We start from the raw sequence: 20,860 nt of genomic DNA on the forward strand, positions 1-20,860 counted from the left end.
GCCACGTGCTGCCGCTCATCCACCCGGGCGTTGCGGGAGTTTCGGCCTGTGGGCTGCGCTGATGGCGCGCGACTCCTATTGGTTGCTCAAGCGCACTTTTACGTGACTCATACTCAGGAGGCCTTGCGGAAGGCTCGGAAGGCCGAGAAGCGCGGTCGGTGCGTCGCGTGAACTTCTGGCGGCGTTGCGTCGTCGACCGCCGGTGGAAGCGGTAGTTCCGGTGGTCGAACGCGGTGTTCCGGATGACCCGGACGGCTCCCGTTTGCGCAGGTAGCAGCAATGGGAACTGCGGAATAATGAATTCCGTGACGGTCCGCCGGCTCCCGGAACCTGAAATTCCGTGGCGGCCGGGTCCGGTTCGGACGCCAAAATTCGCGAGAATGTCACGCCGACCGGTGGCGTACACTTAGCGCCCTCGATGTGACTGCCGTCACGTCGGACCGGCTTGAACCCTAGGGGTGTGATCGTTCATATTATGGCGGTAGTGCCTTTGCGACATGAAAACGCCGACTTTAATGTCTCTTGATGTTCTCTGGTTTTGGATTTCAAGTGCATATTTTCGGCATTCGGAGGGCTGGACTTCCTGGCGGGAATCAGCTTTCCGTGCGCTTTTGAGTTGGAATTTCCACCCTCGCGATGAGCGTCATGCGGCGTGGAATCGCACCTCCGGAGGCGGTGTCGCCTTCTTGCTTTTTGTGGTTTCTGGAATGCGATATTGACTCCTGAGTCAAGTTTTAAAACTGCGGTTGACCGACGTTTGCCGAATTTACTCGGCGGCCGGATTTCACTTGTGTGCTCGGTGTGAAATCAACACTTCTTCATTGCTGGATCCTTATGCATCGCGCGCACTCCAGGGATCCGGACTGGCGAAGTGTCCTGTTTTTCAGACGGCGGGGAAAAGTTGATAACGAGGAGCGTTCCGGTGAGCGGTGTGGTGCTCGCGCCGCCCGGCACTGACGTCGTCCAAGTGAATCGTGTGGGGAATGTGCATTGCCTCGGGCAGGAGAGGTGCGCCCGGGGTTCTTCTTCGGGGAGGAAGAGCTGCATGGGGTTAGTGGAACGAGAAGCAGTGATGTCGGAGCTACGCGCCGCATTGAGCGACAGCGCCAAAGGGTGCGGCAAGGTAGCGGTGATACGAGGGGGAATCGCCAGCGGTAAGACGGCCCTGCTCAGGGCGTTCGAGGAGCATGCGGTGGCGGCCGGCGCCACGCTGTTGCGGGCCTCGGGCGCGCCCGGTGAGCAATCGCTCCGCTTCGGTGTGATCGAGCAGTTCCTCAGCGGGGCGACCACCCCGCCGGGAGCCACCGAGTCGCTGTCCCACCTGGCCGGCCTGACCACGCCCCAGGTGGGGAGCGAGGCGCCCTCTTCTGCGCTGTCCGGGACCAGGGCCGCGCACGACCTGTGCGTCGGGCTGCTCGAACTGAGCAGGCAGGGGCCATTGGTGATCACCGTGGACGATCACCAGTTCGCTGACAGCGCCTCGCTGCAAGTGCTGACCTACCTCCAGCACCGGATCGGCACCGCACGGGTGATGCTGCTGCTCAGCCAGGGGACCGAACCGCCGTCCGAGCTGGTCGCCGAGGTGCTCAGGCAGCCGTACTCCCGGCAGTTCACGCTGTCCCCGCTGTCCCCGGAAGGGGTCGGGCAGCTTCTCGCGCAGCGGCTGGACTCCTCGGTCGCCGTTCAGCAGGCACCCGGCAGTTACGCCGTGACCGGTGGCAATCCCCTGCTGACGCACGCCCTGATCGACGACAGTCTGGCCCCCGACCAGGAAGCGGCCGCCGGAGCGGCGGTCGAACCGGTCGCCGGGCAGGCCTTCACCAGGGCCGTGCTGGCGATCCTGCGTCGCGGCGGCCCGCAACTGCTGCGGACGGCGCGAGCGGTCGCGGTGCTCGGCGAGTTCGCCGCCCCCGCGCTGCTGGCCCGATTCCTGGACGTCCGGCCGTCGGTCGTGGGCGGTGCGCTGGAAACCCTGGAACTGGCGGGGCTGACCACCGACGCCCAGTTCCGCTACCACGGCACACGGACCGCCGTACTGGACGAACTCACGCCCGAGGAGCGTTCCGCACTGAACCGCCGCGCGGCCGAGCTGCTGCACCACGACGGCGTGGCACCCTCGGACGTGGTGGGCTACCTGCTGGCCGCCGGCGAGGCCGACGAGCCCTGGGCCGCCCGGGTGCTGCATGCCGCCGCCGACCAGGCGCTGGCCCACGCGGAGCAGGCGCTGGCGGGCGGCAAGGTGGCGGAGGCCGTGCAGTACCTGGAGTTCGCCAGCCGTTCCTGCGGCGACGAGCACAAGCGCGCCATGCTCACCGCCCGGCTCGCCTGGGTGCAGTGGACGATCAGCCCCGCGGCCGCGACCCGGCACCACGGGCCCTTGCAGACGGCGCTGGAGAAGGAGTTGCTCAGCTCCCGTGAGGTGATGCGGCTGGTCCGTTCGCTGGCATGGCACGGCCGCCCCGAGGAAGCGGTGCGCGCGCTGCAAAGCCTGGGCTCCCTGCCCGAGGGCGACGGCTCCCGCGATCCGGCTGAACGGAGACTGACCCGCCAGTGGCTCGCCCGCTGGTATCCGCAGATCTTCGCCCAGGTCGAACGGCACGCCGCGATGGCCGAACCCATGAGTTCCCCGGGCCCGGTGCGCCGGCCACACCCCGCCGTCCTTCCTCGTGGCACCGCAAACGTCCCGGCCGTGGACGGACCCGAGCAGGTGCTGCAAAGGGCCCGGGTCCGGGAGACCCCGCTGGCATCCGTGCTCTCCGCGCTCCATGAACTCCTCGCTGCCGAGCGGTTCGAGCGCGCGATGTACTGGTGCAATGAGCTGCTCCAGAAGGCCGAGGGCCAGCATGCCGCCGCATGGCGCGGTGTGCTGCTGGACACCAGGGCCGCGGTCAGCCTCCGGCTCGGTGATCTCGCCGATGCGGAACGGGACGCTTCCAGCGCTTTGACGGCCCTCTCCGCACGGAGCTGGGGCGTGGCGATCGGTTCACCGCTGTCGCACGCGATACACGCCGCGACGATGCGCGGCCACTTCGACCGGGCCGAGGCATTCCTCCACCAGATGATCCCGCAGTCCATGATGGACACCCGTTACGGGCTCCAGTACCGGACGGCGCGGGGGCATTTCCATCTCGCGACGGACCGGCCGCATGCCGCGCTGGAGGATTTCGAGGCCGTGGGCGATCTCGTGGTCAAGTGGAAGCTCGATCACCCGATGACGCTGCCCTGGCGCGGGGACCTGGCCCAGGCCCTGGTGCGGGTGGGGCAGACCGACCGGGCCAGGGAGCTCATCAAGGATCAACTACGCATGATCGGGCCGGACTCCACCCGGATGCGCGGGATCTCCCTCGGCATCCTCGCCTCGGTCAGCGACCTCAAACAACGACTGCCGCTGCTCGGCGAGGTGGTCGATCTGTTGCAGGCCGGCGGGGACCGCTACCAGCTGGCCCAGGCGTTCGTCGAACTCGGTCAGGTCTGGCAGATCCTCGGCAAACTGGACCGGGCCCAGCTGATCCGGCGCCGGGCGCTGCAACTCGCCAAGAGCTGCCATGCCGAGCAGTTGTCCCATCAGCTGCTCGCCACCAGGGAGCCGCTGAACAGTGAGCCGGCCACGAGCCAGTGGGAGGACGCCGAGGGCATGGCCGTGCTGAGCGAGGCCGAGCGCCGGGTGGCCGCGCTCGCCGCGCTGGGGCGGACGAACCGGGAGATCGGCCGGAAGCTGCACATCACCGTGAGCACCGTGGAACAGCACCTGACGAGGGTGTACCGGAAGCTGAACATCAAGCGCCGGGCGGATCTGCCGGTCGGGCTCCCGGCGGATATCGCGGATATCGCCTGACCGACGGGGACGAGGCGCCAACTGGCGAGCGCAGCACGGGAGTCGAAGCCGCGTGCCGGTACGGGCGCGGCGGCCGGCTTCCTCAGACATCGGCGCGCAGACACACCGTGTCCAGCGGCACGTCCAGCGGTTTGAGCGTTCCGCAGGGCGGGGTGCCGGCGCCCCAGTCGGCCGGGTCCGGCATCGCCAGCGTGCCGTCCTCCTGGGGGCGGGCGAAGGTCACCCCGTGCGCGCCGACGGCGTCCGCCAGCTCGACCAGCCACCGGGTCGCGGCGTTCCCCGGCGGGGGCGGGATGACGCGGGTGTACAGCTGAGTGGGCAGTCCGGCCGCGACCGTGGCCCGGGTGCCGGAGATCAGGGATCTGAGGCGGCGCTCGCGCTCGTCGGGCCCTAATCGATGCCGTCGGGTGACCGCGGTGTCCACGCAGATGCGCAGCGCGTCGACGCAGTCGGCGAGCGCTTCCGCGTGGCGCTCGGCCGGGCAGCGTTCGGTGGTGAGGCTGACCGTGCAGCCGTCGTCGGTGAGATGGCCGGCGATGTCGGTGAGATCGGGGGTGGGCAGCGGATCGACCTCGTGCAGGTCCACGGTGAGCAGCCCGGCGCAGGCCAGTGCGCGTGCCGCACGGCGGTGCACGGAATTCGCGGGCACCCACGTCGGGGACGGATCGCGCTGCACCACCGGGGACCAGCGCACCCCGAGGGCCGACGATCCGCCCAGCGCCGCCAGATCGGCCACGGGGTGCGAGGCGACCTCACTCGCCCGCAGCATCGTGCGGCCCACCGTGATCAGCTGGTCCCGGTGGTGGGTCGTACCGGTCAGGGGGTCATGCACGACGAGGTGACCGGCGCAGACGCCGACACCGTAGACCCGGGCCGGTGCGACGGATGCACCGCGCGACGACCGCATCGAATACCTCCTGGCGATGAGGGAGGGGAGTCGGTATGGACCTTTGCGCATCGTGAATCGTCGTATGCAGAAAATATGCCGTGACGGTCCATTCCGTGAATCAAGCTACGGCCACACGACGGGTGGAGCTACCTCTACCCCGGTTACCCGATATCTCATTCCTTACCGCGGAGAGATGATCCGGACTCCACGGACAAAGTGCCGGCGGCGGCTTCACTTGGCCATCCTCGAAGGGCCAAGGCGCCTTTTCCAGCCAGCTGTTGGGACTTGGAGCGGAGAGCGGCGGTGATCCGGACGGCCGTGCGGAAGGGGCCGATCCGCTACGGCGCGCGGCGCGGATATGCCCCGGATCGCGGTTAGCGCGCGGGTCCCGGGAATTGAGGATCGATTCCCGGCCAGTCCCTCCCTATTGAGGCGAGGGGTGTCGGCCAAAAGAAACCGGGAACCGCTGCCTCCGGTCGGTATTGTGGCAGGCGGCGAACGCTCCCGCCGGGGGCATCGGAAACACGGGGAGAGCGATGTTCGGACGGCACCTCTGGGCGCCCCTGCGCGGCCTTGTGCTCTTCGGGCTGGGACTCACCGCCGGGCCGATGCTGGCCGCCATCGGCCTCGGCATGCTCTTCGGCATCCAGTCGCTTGCCCAGTGGTACCGCGATCCGCTCAACGTCTACCGCACCTTCGCCGGCCGGTGGTGCGGGGTGGACATCCCGGTGCCGTACCAGCCCCCGCCGCCACCACCCGAACCCGAACCCGACGGCTGGTACCGCTACAAGAACCGGCTCTACCTGACCCCGAAGAAGCTCTCCTACGAACGGCGCTGGGACTGGCTGGTCAAGGACCCGGCCACCTCCCGGGACATCCTCTGGATGCTGATCAACCCCATCGCCGGAAGCTTCACGGCGCTGCTGCCGCTCACCCTGGTCGTGGTGGGCGCCACCTCCCCGTGGTACTGGCCCGGACACCCCGGAATCACCGTCCCGGTCGCCGTGGCGACGGCACTGGCCGGCTTCGGGTTCGGGCCGGCCCTGCTCCATCTGCACGGCCGCTGGACCTGCCAACTCCTCGCGTCCGCCGCCGACTCCGGAATACGCCGTGCGCTGATCCGGATCGGCCGTGGGGGGCTCGCCACCTGGCGGCTGGCCCTGACCGCCGGGCTCGCGGTCGCCGAACTGGCCGCCGCCCTCATGCATCTGCTGGCGATGGTGCCGATCCTGCTGTGGGCCTGGCCGACCGTGCTGGTCGCCGGCCGGCAGCTCACCTCCTGGCGCCGGCAGCAGATCCAGGAGTGGACCGGCATCCGGATCGACCGGCCCTATCTGCCCGAACCGGTGCTGCCACCACCCCGGCCCGACGGCACGTACCAGATCGGCCGCACGCTGTACCGCACCCCGGAGATGGCGCTGCGGTCCCTGCGGTACCGGCAGAACGCCCGGGACCTGGCCACTTGGCGGGACCTGCTGTGGCTGCTGCTCGACCCGGTCGTGGGGGTGCTGCTCGCCGCGGTCCCCGTGCTGGTCACCGGATACTGCTTCTTCGGCCTGATCTGGTCCTGGGCCTGGGCCTCGCTGCTTCAGCTCTTCGTCGACTTCCACACCTTCGAGAGCTGGCCCCTGCTGACCCGTGGCGTCCCGGTCCTCGGCGACTACCCGATCGCCACCGCCCCCCTGATCGGTGTGGTCGGCACCCTGACCGGCAGTCTGCTCGCCATCCCGCTGCTGCGGCTGCACGGCCTGTGGAGCTGGCTCCTGCTCGGGCCCACCAAGTCGGCGCTGCTCGGCCGCCGGGTGGACCAGCTCACCGAGACCCGGATGGAGGCCCGGGAGACCCTCTCTTCGGAGCTGCGCCGGATCGAACGCGATCTGCACGACGGGGCGCAGGCGCAGTGGGTGGCCATGGGGATGAAACTCGGCGCCATCGAGGCCCTCATCGAACGGGACCCGGCTGCTGCCAAGACGATGGTCGGGACCGCCAGGGAAGCCTCCGCGAAGGCGCTCATCGAGTTACGCCATCTGATCCGCGGCATCAACCCGCCGGTGCTCGCCGAACGCGGTATCGCGGACGCCATCCGCGGACTGGCCCTGGACTCGCCGCTCTCCGTCGGTCTGCGGATCGAGCTGCCCGGCCGTCCCGAGCGCCCGGTCGAATCCGCCGCCTATTTCGCGGTGTCCGAACTGCTCACCAATGTTTCCAAACACGCCGACGCGGGCCGTGTGCACATCGATGTGCGCTACACGGCGAACCAGCTGCGGATCGCGCTCACCGACAACGGGGTCGGGGGCGCCGATCCGGCGAAGGGCAGCGGGCTGCGCGGCGTCCAGCGGCGGCTCGCTACCTTCGACGGAAGTCTCGCCGTGCACAGTCCACTCGGCGGCCCCACCACAGTCACTCTGGAGATTCCGTGCGTGTTGTCCTCGTAGAGGACCTCTACCTGCTTCGCGAAGGTCTGACCCATCTGCTCACCGCGCACGGCTTCGAGGTGGTCTCCGCCGTCGAGACCGGCCCGGAGCTGCTCACGGCCGTGGAGGAGCACCGGCCCGATGTCGCGATCGTGGATGTCCGGCTACCGCCCACGTTCACCGACGAGGGGCTCCAGGCGGCGCACGAGGCCCGTCGGCGGATCCCCGGTCTGCCCGTCCTGGTGCTGTCCCAGCACGTCGAGCAGCTCTATGCGCGCGAACTGCTGGCCGACGGGTCCGGCGCCATCGGATATCTGCTGAAGGACCGGGTGTTCAACGCCACGCAGTTCGTGGACGCGCTGCGCCGGGTCGCCGAGGGCGGCACCGCGATGGACCCGGAGGTCATCTCCAAACTGGTGGAGAGCAACGCCCATCAGGAGCCACTGGGCACCCTGACCGCCCGGGAACGGGAGGTCCTGGAGCTGATGGCCGAGGGCTGTTCCAACGCGGCGGTCTCGCACCGCCTCTACATCAGCGAAGGCGCGGTGAGCAAACACATCGCCAGCGTCTTCGGCAAGCTGAATCTGACCAACTCCAATGACACCAACCGCCGGGTGCTCGCGGTCCTCGCCTATCTGAACAGCGCGAACCTGGACTAGTGGGGCCTGCACCCTGCCCGGTAGGCCTGTCCGGTGGGCCGGTGCGGGGGACCGCACCGCCTCACCGGGCCGGCTTCAGGCGGCCCGGCTGCGGAGCTTCGGGGGCCCCGGGCGCAGGGCGTTCTTCGGGTTGACCGTGAGGACGTCGAAGGCACGGGCGGTGCAGTTCAGCCGGTGGAACATGTCATCGGCGCCGGTGACATGGAGCGTGTCCACGCCGAGGCCGGCCATCGAGGTCACCATGGCCGGCCAGTGGATCGCCCGGTCGAAGGTGTCCAGCAGCATGGTCCGCATCGCCTCGGCGGACTCCACCACCGTGCCGTCGGCGTCCGAGATGACGGGGAGCCGGGGCGCCTTGATCCGGTACTTGGTGAAGACCTCGGCCTCCGCCTTGCGGCGCAGTGCGCCGAACGCACGGGCATGCACCGGCGGGCGCATGGTGTACATCGAGTATCCGCCGAGGTCCCGCACCGCCCGGATGAAATCCTCCAGCCGCGATTCCGGCAGGGACACCATGTAGAACCCGCGGTCCAGCTCGCCGGAAATCTCGAACCAGTCGCCCCGCGCCCGCATTTCGTCCAGCAGGGCGTGGAACTCCTCGTCCGGGACGCGGTAAACGGCGTGGGTCACCACGTCCGAGTGCTCGGTGGTGAAGTACTCCTTCTCGCAGCGCGCCAGCTCCGCCGTCATCCGTACGACATCGGGGAAATCGAGCGAACCGGCGTACGCAGCCGCCGCCTTCTGGCCGAAGCTGGCCCCGGCACAGACGTCGGGCCGCATACCGAACCGGTCCTCGGCCCGGTCGGCGGCGGCGAGCGAAGCGATCAGAAAGGCCAACTGGGCGTACTCGGAGTAGTCGGCGCCGGCGTCGTGGAACCGTTCCAGCACGGAGAAGCCGAGCACCTCGTCGGCGACCGCGAGCCGGGCGCGGGCATACCGGTCGAGCACCAGGAACCGGCCGGCGCTCGCGAAATCGAACCGGCCCATGCCGGGGAACAGTACGGCGGTCCGCGACGCCCTGCCGGAGTCTCGCTCGACGGCCGGCGCGATGGGGGAGCCCCCGGCTTGCGCTTCAGTCCGACCCATGGTCAGGCACACACCTTTTTCAGTGCTTTGATGTTGGTGACGGTTCCCTTGACCCATACCGCCACCCGGCCGAAATCGCGGGCGGCCTCCGTGCGTGCCATGCCATATTGATGGGCCACCTGGCGCATGGCCTTCGCGACATCACGGTCACGTACGTCCTTCGCCAGCTCGCGTAATTCCTTGCCCTTTTTCTCGTAGTCCTCGGCCTTTTTCGGGTCCGGCACCAGATCGACGATCCGCAGTGCCTTCACACAGGCCGAGGCTTTGTCCTTGATGTCGGACGCCTTATTGGAATGCCCCTTGTCCGTGCATCCCGCGGTCAGCAGTACCACTGCTAACGCGATGACACGGACGCTGGCCGCCCCCCTGGGCATATGAATCCTCCCCATGTCTCGTGCTGTGGTCGTCAACACCGTTCCGGATGACGGTCCCAGCGGCTTCAGCGTATCCCGTCCGCTCCGCGCCTGTCACCGATGTGCTGCGCAATCGGACGCCGCTGCATGGCGCAAAATTAGGGGGTTCGGGGGTACCGGATAGGGGTAGCCGGCGCGTGGATCCCGGCTCTAACCTGACAGCCGCAAGAGAAGTGGGATTTTGTGCGCTTCGCTCGTTGCCCGGCCCTGGCGCCCAGGAGGCGCCCATGTCTCCGTTGCTGCCGTGAGCAGGGGAAATGGTCGCGCCGTCGCTGCTGAGCGGTACGGCCGTGGGGCTGCCGGCGGGCCTGGAGCGCGCGGGAGCAGCGGCCGGTATTTCGCCACCCGACCTTCCTTGCGACCCGTATCCACGCACGGAACTTCTCCGCTTCACACCCGTACACCGGGTAATTCACCGCGACCCTGACCGGGACCGCCGTATCAACCCCTGATCAGCCATCATCGCCCCACCCTTATCTCAGGGTTGCGCGATATCCCTTAGGGGAGGGCTAGGGGTTGGAGTACCCACCGGCGATTCCGTAGCGTGGCCCGCAGTGAGTCGAAGGGGGATCTGTCGAGCTTGGAATTCTTGGGAAGCCGACTGCTCGGCCTCAATGCGCGCCCTCATCAGGGCGAATGATGCGGCGCCCGGCGCGGCAGGGTCTGCCGCCGCCGTGTGCGCCGCAGCGGTGTCGTGGCGTTCGGTGTCTTTCGGTGTCATCGACGTAAAGGTCCTCCGACCGATTCAGTGGAGTGGAATACGGTGGCGAACAACGAGGGAAAGCTGCTCGAGTACCTCAAGCGGACAACGGCTGAGCTTCGGGATACCCGGGCGCGGTTGACCGAAACCGAGCGGAAAGAGTCCGAGCCGATCGCCATCGTAGGAATGGCGTGCCGCTATCCCGGTGGGGTGTCCTCGCCGGAGGAACTCTGGGACGTGGTGTCCGCCGGGACCGACGGTGTCTCGGAGTTCCCCGTCGACCGCGGCTGGGACGTGGACTCGCTGTACCACCCCGACCCCGAGCACCTCGGCACCTCGTACACCCGGGAGGGCGGATTCCTCCACGGGGCGGCGGAATTCGATCCGGGGTTCTTCGGCATATCCCCGCACGAGGCGGTGGCGATGGACCCACAGCAGCGGCTGCTGCTGGAGGTGTCCTGGGAAGCCATCGAACGTGCCGGAATCGACCCGACCTCGCTGCGGGGCAGCAAGACCGGCGTGTTCACCGGCGTGATGTACCACGACTACGGTTCCGGCGTCTCCGGCGTCTCCGAGGACATCGCGGCGTTCCAGGGCAACGGTGCCGACTCCAGTGTCGTCTCGGGCCGCGTGGCCTACCTCTTCGGCCTGGAGGGCCAGGCGGTGACGGTGGACACCGCCTGCTCCTCCTCCCTGGTGGCGCTGCACTGGGCGATTCAGGCCCTGCGGGCCGGCGAATGCAGCATGGCGCTGGCCGGCGGGGTGACCGTGATGTTCACCCCGGAGACCTTCATCGACTTCTCGCGGCAGCGCGGTCTCGCCGCGGACGGCCGCTGTAAGTCGTTCGCGGCGGCCGCGGACGGCACCGGCTGGGGCGAGGGTGCCGGAGTGCTGCTGGTGGAGCGGCTGTCCGACGCCCGGCGCAACGGGCATCCGGTCCTTGCCGTGGTGCGGGGCTCCGCGGTCAACCAGGACGGTGCGAGCAGCGGGTTGACCGCGCCGAACGGCCCCGCGCAGCAGCGGGTGATCCGGCAGGCGCTGGCCAACGCCCGGCTGTCCACGGGCGATGTGGACGCGGTGGAGGCCCACGGCACCGGCACGCGGCTGGGTGACCCGATCGAGGCGCAGGCACTGCTGGCCACGTACGGGCAGGACCGGCCGGAGGAGCAGCCGCTCTACCTGGGCTCGATCAAGTCGAACCTCGGGCACACCCAGGCCGCCGCGGGTGTGGCCGGGGTGATGAAGATGGTGCTCGCCATGCGGCACGGGATGCTGCCGAAGACCCTGCACGTGGACGAGCCCTCGCCGCATGTGGACTGGTCGGCCGGCTCGGTGGAACTGCTCACCCAGGAACGCGAGTGGCCGGACTCCGGCCACCCCCGCCGGGCGGGGGTGTCCTCCTTCGGGATCAGCGGCACCAACGCGCATGTCGTACTGGAGCAGGCACCGGAGCCGGAGCCGGACGACGCGCAGCCGGCGGACCCGGAGGACGTACCGGCGACCGCGGCGTCCGGGACCGGGCTCGTCCCCTGGGTGCTGTCCGCCCGCTCCCGGGAGGCGCTCGCCGCGCAGGCCGGGCGCCTGGCGTCCCATGTGGCGTCCCGTCCCGAACTGGACCCGGTCGACATCGGCTTCTCGCTGGTGACCACGCGCGCCGGACTGGACTATCGCGCGGCGGTGACCGGCACCGGCCGCGAAGAACTGCTCGCCGGACTCCGGGCGCTGGCCGAGGACACGGAGCAGCCGCGGGCCGTGAGCGAGGGACGGCTCGCCACGCTGTTCACCGGCCAGGGCGCACAGCGGTTGGGCATGGGCCGCGAACTCCACGCGGCGTACCCGGTGTTCGCGCGGGCCTGGGACGAGGTGTGCGCGGAGTTCGACGGTCTGCTGCCGCGCCCGCTGACCGAGGTCGTCTGGGCCGCACCCGGCGGCGGCGAGGAGGAACTCCTCCACCAGACGCAGTATGCGCAGGCGGCACTGTTCGCGCTGGAGGTCGCCCTCTTCCGGCTCGTCGAGTCCTACGGCGTGGTCCCGGACGTGCTGCTGGGCCACTCCATCGGTGAGGTCACCGCGGCCCATCTCGCGGGTGTCTGGTCGCTCGCGGACGCGGCGAAGCTGGTCGCGGCCCGCGGGCGGCTGATGCAGGCCCTGCCGAGCGGCGGCGTGATGGTGTCCGCGGCCGCCTCCGAGGACGAGGTGCGCGCGCTCCTGGAGGGCCGCGAGCGGATCGGTATCGCAGCGGTGAACGGCCCGGCATCGGTGGTGATCTCCGGCGCCGCGGAGCCGGTGGAGCAGGTGGTCGCGGTACTGGAGTCGCGCGGCCGGAAGGTGAAGGGGCTGCGGGTCAGCCATGCCTTCCACTCGCCGCTGATGGACCCGATGCTGGCGGAGTTCCGCACGGTCGTCGAGCAACTCACCTACTCCGAGCCACGGTTGCCGGTGGTCTCGAACGTGACCGGCCGTCTCGCCGACCCCGCCGAACTCCGTGACCCGGAGTACTGGGTGCGGCACGTCCGGGAAGCCGTCCGCTTCCACGACGGTATCCAGGCCGCCCACGCCGACGGCGTCACCACCTTCCTCGAACTCGGCCCCGGCGGCGTGCTCTCCGCCATGGGACGCGACTGCCTGCCCGAGGACGACACCGTCACCTTCCAGCCGAGCCTGCGCACACCGCTCGCCGACCCCGAGGCACTGCTGAAGGCGCTGACCGGGCTGTGGACCCGGGGCGTCCGCGTGGACTGCGCCGCCCTGCTGCCCGGTGGACGGCGGGTGGACCTGCCGACCTACGCCTTCCAGCGCGGCCGCTACTGGCTGGAGGGCGCCGCCGGAGGCGCGGATGTGACCTCCGCCGGGCTCGGGGCGGGAAACCATCCGCTGCTCGGCGCGGTGCTGCCGCTGCCCGGCTCCGACGGCTTCCTCCTGACCGGCCGGCTGTCCCTCGCCACCCACCCCTGGCTGGCCGACCATGTCGTCCTGGGCACCGTCGTGCTGCCCGGCTCCGCCCTCGTCGAGCTGGCCGTCCAGGCCGGTGATCAGGCCGGCTGCACGCTGATCGACGAACTGACGGTGCTCGACCCGCTGGTTCTGCCCGCCCGCGGCGGCGTGCGGATCCAGCTCACCGTGGACGCGCCGGACGAGCACGGCCGACGGGAACTTTCAGTGTTCTCGAAGCCCGAGGACGCCGAGGACACCCGGCCCTGGACCCGGCACGCCACCGGTGTCCTCGCCGCCGGGGCCACCGCGCCCGCGCCCGCCTTCCCGGAGACCGCCTGGCCCCCGGCCGACGCCGAACCCCTCATGGTGGAGGGCCTCTACGACGAGCTGGCGGCGACCGGCTTCGGCTACGGGCCGGTCTTCCAGGGCGTCCGCGCGGCCTGGCGGCGCGGCGAGGACCTGTACGCCGAGGTCGCCCTCCCCGACGAACCGGCCGCCCAGGCGGACACCTACGGGCTGCACCCCGCCCTGCTGGAAGCCGTGCTCCAGACCCTGAGCCGGGCCGAGTCCGCCGCCGACGGCCCCCGGCTGCCCGCCTCGTGGACCGGCTTCCGGCTGCACGCCGTCGGCGCCACCACTCTGCGGGTCAAGATCTCCCCGGCCGGTGCGGACGGCTTCTCCGTAGTGGCCGCCGACGCCGACAACGCCGTCGTCGCCTCCGTGGACCGGGTCACCCGCCGCGCCGTGACCACCGACGAACTCGCCACCGACGCGAACCCCTCGGACTCGCTGTACCGGCTGGACTGGACCCCCGTCCCGGTCGCCGAACGGACCGGCGGCTCCTGGGCGGTGCTCGGCGACGATCCCGCCCTCGCCGCCGCCCTGGGCGCCTCCGTCCTCGACCCGGACGACACCGACGCCCCGGTACCGGACACCGTGGTGCTGCCGGTCATCGGGGCCACGTCCGGCGCCGTGCCCGATGCCGTACGGGAAACCACCCATCAGCTGCTGGCCCGCCTCCAGTGGTGGCTGGCCGAGGAGCGGTTCGCCGGCACCCGGCTCGTGGTGCTCACCCGCGGCGCGGTCTCGGTGGCGGAGGAACCCGTCGACCTGGTGACGGCACCGGCCTGGGGCCTGGTGCACTCCACGCAGTCGGAGCATCCCGACCGGCTCGTCCTCGTCGACATCGACGACGACACCCGGTCCCTGGACGTGCTGCCCGCCGTGACCGACGCCGGTGAACCGGAGCTGGCGATCCGCGGCGGTCTCGTCTCGGCACCCCGCCTCGCCCAACTGCTCGCTCCCGAGCGGGAACCGGAGCCGGTGTGGACGGCCGACGGCACGGTGCTGGTCACCGGCGGCACGGGCAGCCTGGGCGCGATCACCGCCCGCCATCTCGTGGCCGACCTCGGCGTCCGGCATCTGCTGCTGACCAGCCGGCGCGGTATGGCCGCCGAAGGCGCCGCGGAGCTGCGCGACGAGCTGACCGCACTCGGCGCCCGGGTGACCATCGCCGCCTGTGACACCGCCGACCGGGAGGCGCTGGCCGCCCTGCTGGCGACCGTCCCGGCGGACGCCCCGCTAAGGGGGGTCGTGCACACCGCGGGTGTCCTGGACGACGGCGTCCTCGCCTCGCTGAACCCGGAGCGCATGGACAAGGTGCTGCGGCCCAAGGTGGACGCGGCCTGGAACCTCCACGAGCTGACCCGCGACCTCGACCTGTCCGCGTTCATCCTGTTCTCCGCCGCGTGCAGCGTCTTCGACGCACCCGGACAGGCGAACTACGTGGCGGCCAACGCCTTCCTCGACGCCCTGGCCGAACACCGCCACGGCCTCGGTCTGCCGTGTGTCTCGCTGGCCTGGGGCCTGTGGGCGCAGGACGGCGGCGGGATGGCCGGCGGCCTCGGTGAGAACGACCTGCGGCGGATGGCCCGTAAGGGAATCGTGGCGCAGACCCCCGACGAGGGCATGCGGATGTTCGACGGCGCCGTCCGCTCCGGCGCACCGCTGGTCGTGCCGGTCCGCCTGGACATCAACGTCCTCGCCGTCACCGGTGACTTCCCGCCGATGCTGCACGGCCTGGTCCCGTTCCGCCGGCGCACCGCCGCGGCGGCCGGGGCCGGCACCGGCGACTCCCTGCGGGAACGGCTGGCCCCGCTGCCGCAGACCGACCAGGACCGGGCCCTGATGGACCTGGTCACCGCCCAGATCGCCCTGGTCCTCGGATACGCCGGCGGCGGCGCGGTGGAAACCACCCGCGCCTTCCGGGACCTCGGCTTCGACTCCCTGACCGCGGTCGAACTGCGCAACCGTCTGGACACCGCGACCGGCCTGAGCCTCTCCGCGACCCTGGTCTTCGACTACCCCACCCCCGTCGCCCTGGTCCGGCATCTGCGGGAACAGCTGCTGGGCGCCTCGGCCGCGCCCGTCGCCGTGCGGTCCACCGCGCCGGCGACCGACGACGACCCCATCGTCATCGTCGGGATGGCCTGCCGGTTCCCCGGGCAGGTGGCCTCCCCCGAGGACCTGTGGCACCTGCTGGTCTCCGGCGGCGACGCCATCAGCGCCTTCCCGGAGAACCGCGGCTGGGACGTCGAGGGCATCTACGATCCGGACCCCGGCCGCAGCGGAAAGACCTACACCCGCGAAGGCGGATTCCTCTACGACGTCGCCGATTTCGACGCGAGCTTCTTCGAGATCAATCCCCGCGAGGCGCTGGCCACCGACCCCCAGCAGCGGATCCTGCTGGAGACCGTCTGGGAGGCCTTCGAGAACGCGGGCATCGACCCGACCACCCTGCGCGGCAGCAAAACCGGCGTGTTCGCCGGAGTGAGCTACCACGACTACGCCCCGCCGAGCGGCCAGATCCCCGAGGACCTCGAAGGGTATGTCGGGACCGGCAGCGCGGGCAGCGTCCTCTCCGGCCGGGTCTCCTACACCTTCGGATTCGAAGGCCCCGCCGTGACCGTCGACACCGCCTGCTCCTCCTCGCTGGTCGCCCTGCACTGGGCCATCCAGGCGTTGCGCACCGGGGAATGCACCCTGGCGCTGGCCGGAGGCGTATCGGTGATGTCCACTCCGGACACCTTCGTCGACTTCTCCCGGCAGCGCGGCCTGTCGGCGGACGGCCGCTGCAAGGCCTTCGCCGCGGCGGCGGACGGCACCGGCTGGGGCGAGGGCGTCGGCATGGTCCTGGTCGAGCGCCTTTCGGACGCCCGGCGCAACGGCCATACCGTCCTCGCGGTGGTCCGGGGCACGGCGGTGAACCAGGACGGCGCCTCCAACGGCCTCACCGCACCGAACGGCCCCTCGCAGCAGCGCGTCATCGAACAGGCCCTGGCCAACGCGGGAGTGACGGCCGATCAGGTCGACGCGGTGGAGGCCCACGGCACCGGCACCACCCTGGGCGACCCCATCGAGGCCCAGGCGCTGATAGCCACGTACGGCCGGGAACGGATTGCCGACCGACCCCTGTTGCTGGGGTCGATCAAGTCCAACATCGGGCACACCCAGGCCGCCGCCGGTATGGCCGGGGTGATGAAGATGGTGCTGGCCATGCGGCACGGCCTGTTGCCGAAGACCCTGCATGTCGATGAGCCCACCCCGCACGTCGACTGGTCCGCCGGCACCGTCGAGCTGCTGACCGAACTCCGGCAGTGGCCGAAGACCGGTGAACCCTGGCGGGCCGGTGTGTCCTCGTTCGGCATCAGCGGGACGAACGCGCATGTGGTGCTGGAGCAGGCGCCGGTGGCTGAGCCGGTGGCCGTGGAACCGGACACGACCGGGCCTGCCGGGGGCGCGTCTGCCGGCCTGGTGCCGTGGGTGCTGTCGGCGCGTTCGGAGCAGGCGTTGGTCGCGCAGGCAGACCGGCTGGCGTCCTTTGTGGAGGAGCGCCCGGAGCTGTCCGTGGCCGATGTCGGCTTCTCGCTGGTGGCTTCGCGGGCGGAGTTGGAGCACCGGGCCGTGGTGGTCGGCGCCGATCAGGATCAGTTGCTGAGCGGTTTGCGTGGGCTCGCCGGTGGGTTTGCCGGTGGCCTGGATGGTGCCGGTGTGGTCCAGGGCAGTGTGGCGGCTACGGCAGCTTCTGGTGCGGTGCTGGTGTTCCCTGGTCAGGGTTCGCAGTGGCTGGGTATGGCGGATGAACTGCTGGCTGCGTCGCCGGTGTTCGCGGGGCGGATGGCTGAGTGTGGTGCGGCGCTGTCGGAGTTCGTGTCCTGGAAGTTGGATGAGGTTCTGTCCGACGAGGACATGCTGACGCGCGTTGATGTGGTGCAGCCGGTGCTGTGGGCGGTGATGGTGTCGTTGGCCGCGGTCTGGGAGGACTGCGGCGTGGTGCCCGCTGCCGTGGTGGGGCACTCCCAGGGCGAGATTGCCGCGGCCTGCGTCGCCGGGATCTTGTCCCTGCGTGATGGCGCCCGGGTGGTGGCGTTGCGCAGCCAGGCCATCGGCCGAGTGTTGGCCGGACGCGGCGGTATGGTCTCCGTCGCCGGCTCCCGCGAGGCAGTCCAGGAGCGCATTGCCAAGTGGGGTGAGCAGCTCTCCGTGGCCGCCCTCAACGGGCCGTCCGCCACGGTCGTTTCGGGCGACCCCGATGCCTTGCAGGAGTTGCTGGCGGAGTGCGCCGAGCAGGACGTACGGGCCCGGAAGATTCCGGTGGACTACGCCTCGCACGGCGCGCAGGTCGAGTTGCTGCGCGAGGAGCTGGCGACCGTGCTGGCCGAGGTGCGCCCCGGTCAGGGCCGTATCCCGTTCTATTCGGCGGTGCATGCTTCGCTCATATCGGGCGAGGAGCTGGATGCTGCGTACTGGTTCGAGAACCTGCGCAACACCGTGCGGTTCGAGGAAGCGATCCAGGCCCTCCTTGCGGACGGGCACGGCGTCTTCGTCGAATGCAGCGCGCACCCCGTACTGACGCCCGGCATCGAGGACACGGCACAGGAAGCGAGCAGCCCCGTCGTGGTGACGGGCACCCTGCGCCGCGACGAAGGCGGCTGGTCCCGGTTCGCGCAATCGCTGGGCCAGCTCTGGGCGCACGGCGTCCCGGTGGACTGGAGCACCCTGCTCCCGGCCGGTCGGCGGGTCGACCTGCCCACCTATGCCTTCCAGCGACAGCGCTACTGGCTGGAGACCTCGTCCGGCGCCGGGGATGTGTCCTCGGTGGGGCTGGGCGCGGCGGACCATCCGCTGCTCGGTGCCGCGGTGGCGCTGCCGGACTCGGACGGCTTCTTGTTCACGGGACGGCTGTCGCTGGCCACGCACCGTTGGCTGGCCGATCACAGCGTGCTGGACACGGTGCTGGTGCCGGGCACCGGGCTGGTCGAACTGGCCATCCGTGCCGGGGACCAGGTGGGTTGCGATCTGCTGGAGGAACTCACTCTGGAGAGTCCGCTGATCATCGCGCCGACCGGTGGGGTGCAGCTGCGGGTCACCGTCGGTGAGCCCGACGAGAACGGGCGCCGGAACCTCGCGGTGTTCTCCCGTGACGAGGACGCAGCGGCCGGCCAGCCGTGGACCCGGCATGCCACCGGCACTCTGGCCGTCGGCACCGGCACGCCGGCCGCGCGCGGCGAGGAGTCCTGGCCGCCTGCCGGTGCGGAAGCCGTTCCGGTGGACGGGTTCTACGGGGGGCTCGCCGAGGCGGGCTACGAGTACGGCCCGGTGTTCCAGGGGCTGCGAGCGGCGTGGCGGCGCGGGGAGGACATCTTCGCGGAGGTCGCCCTGCCCGAGGAGGCCGTCGGAGAGGCGGGCCGATTTGGTCTGCATCCGGCACTCCTCGACGCCGTGCTGCACACGGTGGGCCTGGGCGAAGCCCACGGCGACGAGGGGCCGGGGCTGCCGTTCGCATGGACCGGGGTCCAGCTGCATGCGGTGGGCGCCACCGCGCTGCGCGCCAGGCTGAGCAAGGCCGGCGAGAGCGGTGTGCGGGTCGAGGTGAGCGATGCCACCGGGGTTCCCGTGGCGACCGTCGAGTCGCTGGTGATGCGTGAGGTCTCGGCCGACCAGCTGCGGGCGGCCGGCAGCGGCCGGGACGCGGTCTTCCGGCTGGACTGGACGGAGCTGCCCGGCCTCACCGGCCGAGTCATCGAGACGTCCATGGCCGTGGTCGGGCCCGCGGCCGACGAGTTCGCCGGCTCCTTGCGTGCCGCCGGTATCGAGGCCGGCACCGCGGCGGATCTGGTGGTGCTCGGCAAGCAGGACACGGTGCCGGAGTACGTGCTGCTGCCGGTCCCGGCGGCCGGCGCGGGTGCGGTGCCGGATGCCGTGCGCTCGGCGGTGCACCAGGTGCTGGGGACGGTGCAGAGCTGGCTGGCCGAGAGCCGGTTCGCCGATGCGAAACTGGTGGTTCTCACCCAAGGCGCGGTCGCCGCGTCCGGTGAGAGCCCGGATCTCGCGCTCGCCCCCGTCTGGGGTCTGGTGCGCTCCGCGCAGTCCGAGAACCCGGGCCGGATCGTGCTCGCCGACGTCGACGGCGAGGTGTCGTCGCTGCGGGCCCTGCCCGGACTGCTGGCCGAGGCGGAACCGCAACTGGCGGTGCGTGGCGGGGTCGCCGCCGCTCCCCGGCTGGCCCGGTTCGGGCCGGTGGACACCGACCGGGAACCCGTATGGGCCGGTCACGGCACGGTGCTGATCACCGGTGGCACCGGCATGCTGGCCGGTCTGGTCGCTCGGCACCTGGTCGCCGAGCACGGTGCGAAGCGGCTGATTCTGGCCGGCCGTCGGGGCCTGGCAGCCGACGGAGCCGCGCGCCTCCGGGACGAGCTGACCGCGCTCGGTGCCCACGTGGAGGTGGTCGCCTGTGACGCGGCCGACCGCGACGCGCTGGGCGCACTGCTCGCCGGGATACCGGCGGACGCGCCGCTGACCGGTGTGGTGCACACCGCCGGGGTGCTGGACGACGGACTGATCGGCGCGCTGACCCCGGAGCGGATCGAGACCGTACTGCGGCCCAAGGTCGACGCGGCCTGGAATCTGCACGAACTCACCAAGGAACGGGACCTGTCGGCGTTTGTGCTGTTCTCCTCGGCCTCCGGGGTGCTCGGCGCACCCGGACAGGCAAACTACGCGGCGGCGAGCACCTTCCTCGACGCGCTGGCCGAGCACCGGCACGCCCACGGCCTCCCCGCGCTGTCACTGGCCTGGGGGCTCTGGTCGGAGCGCAGCGACCTCACCAGGAAGCTCACCGAGACCGATCTGCGGCGGATGAACCGGGAGGGGCTGCCGCCGATGTCCTCGGAGGAGGGCGTGGCGCTCTTCGACGTGGTGGGCGCCGCCGAAACCCCGGTGGTGATCCCTGTCGCGCTGGACGCCAAGAAGGTGGCGGCGGCCGGGGAGGTGCCCGCGGTCCTGCGCGGCCTCGTCCGTGCTCCCGCACGCCGTACGGTGAGTGCCGGGCCCGCCTCGGCGAAGTCCCTGCGCGACCGGCTGGCGGAGGTGCCGCCCGCCGAACGTGCCGCCGTGGTGCTGGAGTTGGTGCGCAACCACACGGCCATGGTGCTGGGGCACTCCGGTGCCGACATGGTCAACGCGGATCAGAGCTTCAGCGAGCTGGGCTTCGATTCACTGACCGCGGTGGAGCTGCGCAACGGCCTCCATGCGGAGACCGGGCTGCGGCTGCCGGCCACGTTGGTGTTCGACTACCCGACCTCCGCGGCACTGGCGAACCACATTCTCACCGGCCTCGTCGATGACGAACCCGATGCGGTCGCCACGGCGCTGGCGACCATCACCAAGCTGGAAAACGCTCTTTTGACGCTGGAAACGGAAAGCCGTGAACGAACGACCATCACGAAACGCCTTGAGCGGGCCTTGAGCAGGTATCGCGACGGCGGCTCGGCAACGGATCAACGCGATACCCACAGCGATATCCGGGATGCCTCCGCCGATGAACTACTGGACTTCTTCGACCAGGAGTTCGGAAAGTCCTGATCGC

The 20,860-nt window shown here is 70.5% G+C and carries 7 protein-coding genes; 4 read left to right on the forward strand and 3 right to left on the reverse strand.

All coding sequences use genetic code 11. The annotated features are described in order from the left end of the window. Positions 1-1,045: 1,045 nt before the first annotated feature. Positions 1,046-3,835 (forward strand): AAA family ATPase, encoded by a 2,790-nt coding sequence (locus TU31_RS09570; RefSeq protein ID WP_042152164.1) that lies wholly within the window; start codon positions 1,046-1,048, stop codon positions 3,833-3,835. An 82-nt stretch (positions 3,836-3,917) separates the two neighbouring features. Here TU31_RS09570 and TU31_RS09575 read toward each other — a convergent pair whose 3' ends face one another. Beyond that, positions 3,918-4,742 carry a hypothetical protein gene (locus TU31_RS09575; RefSeq protein ID WP_042152166.1) on the reverse strand — a complete coding sequence of 275 codons (825 nt, stop codon included), beginning with the start codon at positions 4,740-4,742 and terminating at the stop codon, positions 3,918-3,920. A 518-nt stretch (positions 4,743-5,260) separates the two neighbouring features. Between TU31_RS09575 and TU31_RS09580 the strand changes: the two genes are divergently transcribed. Next, positions 5,261-7,159, forward strand: coding sequence for a sensor histidine kinase (locus TU31_RS09580; protein ID WP_052718866.1), 1,899 nt, complete (start codon positions 5,261-5,263; stop codon positions 7,157-7,159). Beyond that, on the forward strand, positions 7,141-7,797 hold the full coding sequence (locus tag TU31_RS09585; protein WP_042152169.1) for a response regulator transcription factor: 657 nt from the start codon (positions 7,141-7,143) through the stop codon (positions 7,795-7,797). The genes TU31_RS09580 and TU31_RS09585 overlap by 19 nt, the downstream gene beginning before the upstream one ends. Before the next feature lie 75 nt (positions 7,798-7,872). On the opposite strand, the gene TU31_RS09590 is transcribed toward TU31_RS09585, so the two are convergent. After that, entirely contained in the window at positions 7,873-8,784 is a 912-nt protein-coding gene (locus tag TU31_RS09590; RefSeq protein ID WP_042153643.1) for an ACP S-malonyltransferase, read from the reverse strand. A 101-nt stretch (positions 8,785-8,885) separates the two neighbouring features. Continuing rightward, entirely contained in the window at positions 8,886-9,215 is a 330-nt protein-coding gene (locus TU31_RS09595; RefSeq protein ID WP_052718867.1) for a DUF8711 family protein, read from the reverse strand. A 775-nt stretch (positions 9,216-9,990) separates the two neighbouring features. Between TU31_RS09595 and TU31_RS09600 the strand changes: the two genes are divergently transcribed. Beyond that, positions 9,991-20,856: an SDR family NAD(P)-dependent oxidoreductase gene (locus TU31_RS09600; protein ID WP_370682724.1), complete on the forward strand. Its 10,866-nt coding sequence runs from the start codon at positions 9,991-9,993 to the stop codon at positions 20,854-20,856. Positions 20,857-20,860: the final 4 nt, after the last annotated feature.

Origin of the sequence: Streptomyces lydicamycinicus (assembly GCF_000829715.2) — a bacterium.
In the GTDB taxonomy this organism is placed as follows: Bacteria; Actinomycetota; Actinomycetes; order Streptomycetales; family Streptomycetaceae; genus Streptomyces; species Streptomyces lydicamycinicus.

Coding starts and splice junctions, on each gene's coding strand:
- TU31_RS09590 (WP_042153643.1), bottom strand. CDS start 8,784: ATGGGCCGGTTCGATTTCGCGAGCGCCGGCCGGTTCCTGGTGCTCGAC.
- TU31_RS09575 (WP_042152166.1), bottom strand. CDS start 4,742: ATGCGGTCGTCGCGCGGTGCATCCGTCGCACCGGCCCGGGTCTACGGT.
- TU31_RS09580 (WP_052718866.1), top strand. CDS start 5,261: ATGTTCGGACGGCACCTCTGGGCGCCCCTGCGCGGCCTTGTGCTCTTC.
- TU31_RS09570 (WP_042152164.1), top strand. CDS start 1,046: ATGGGGTTAGTGGAACGAGAAGCAGTGATGTCGGAGCTACGCGCCGCA.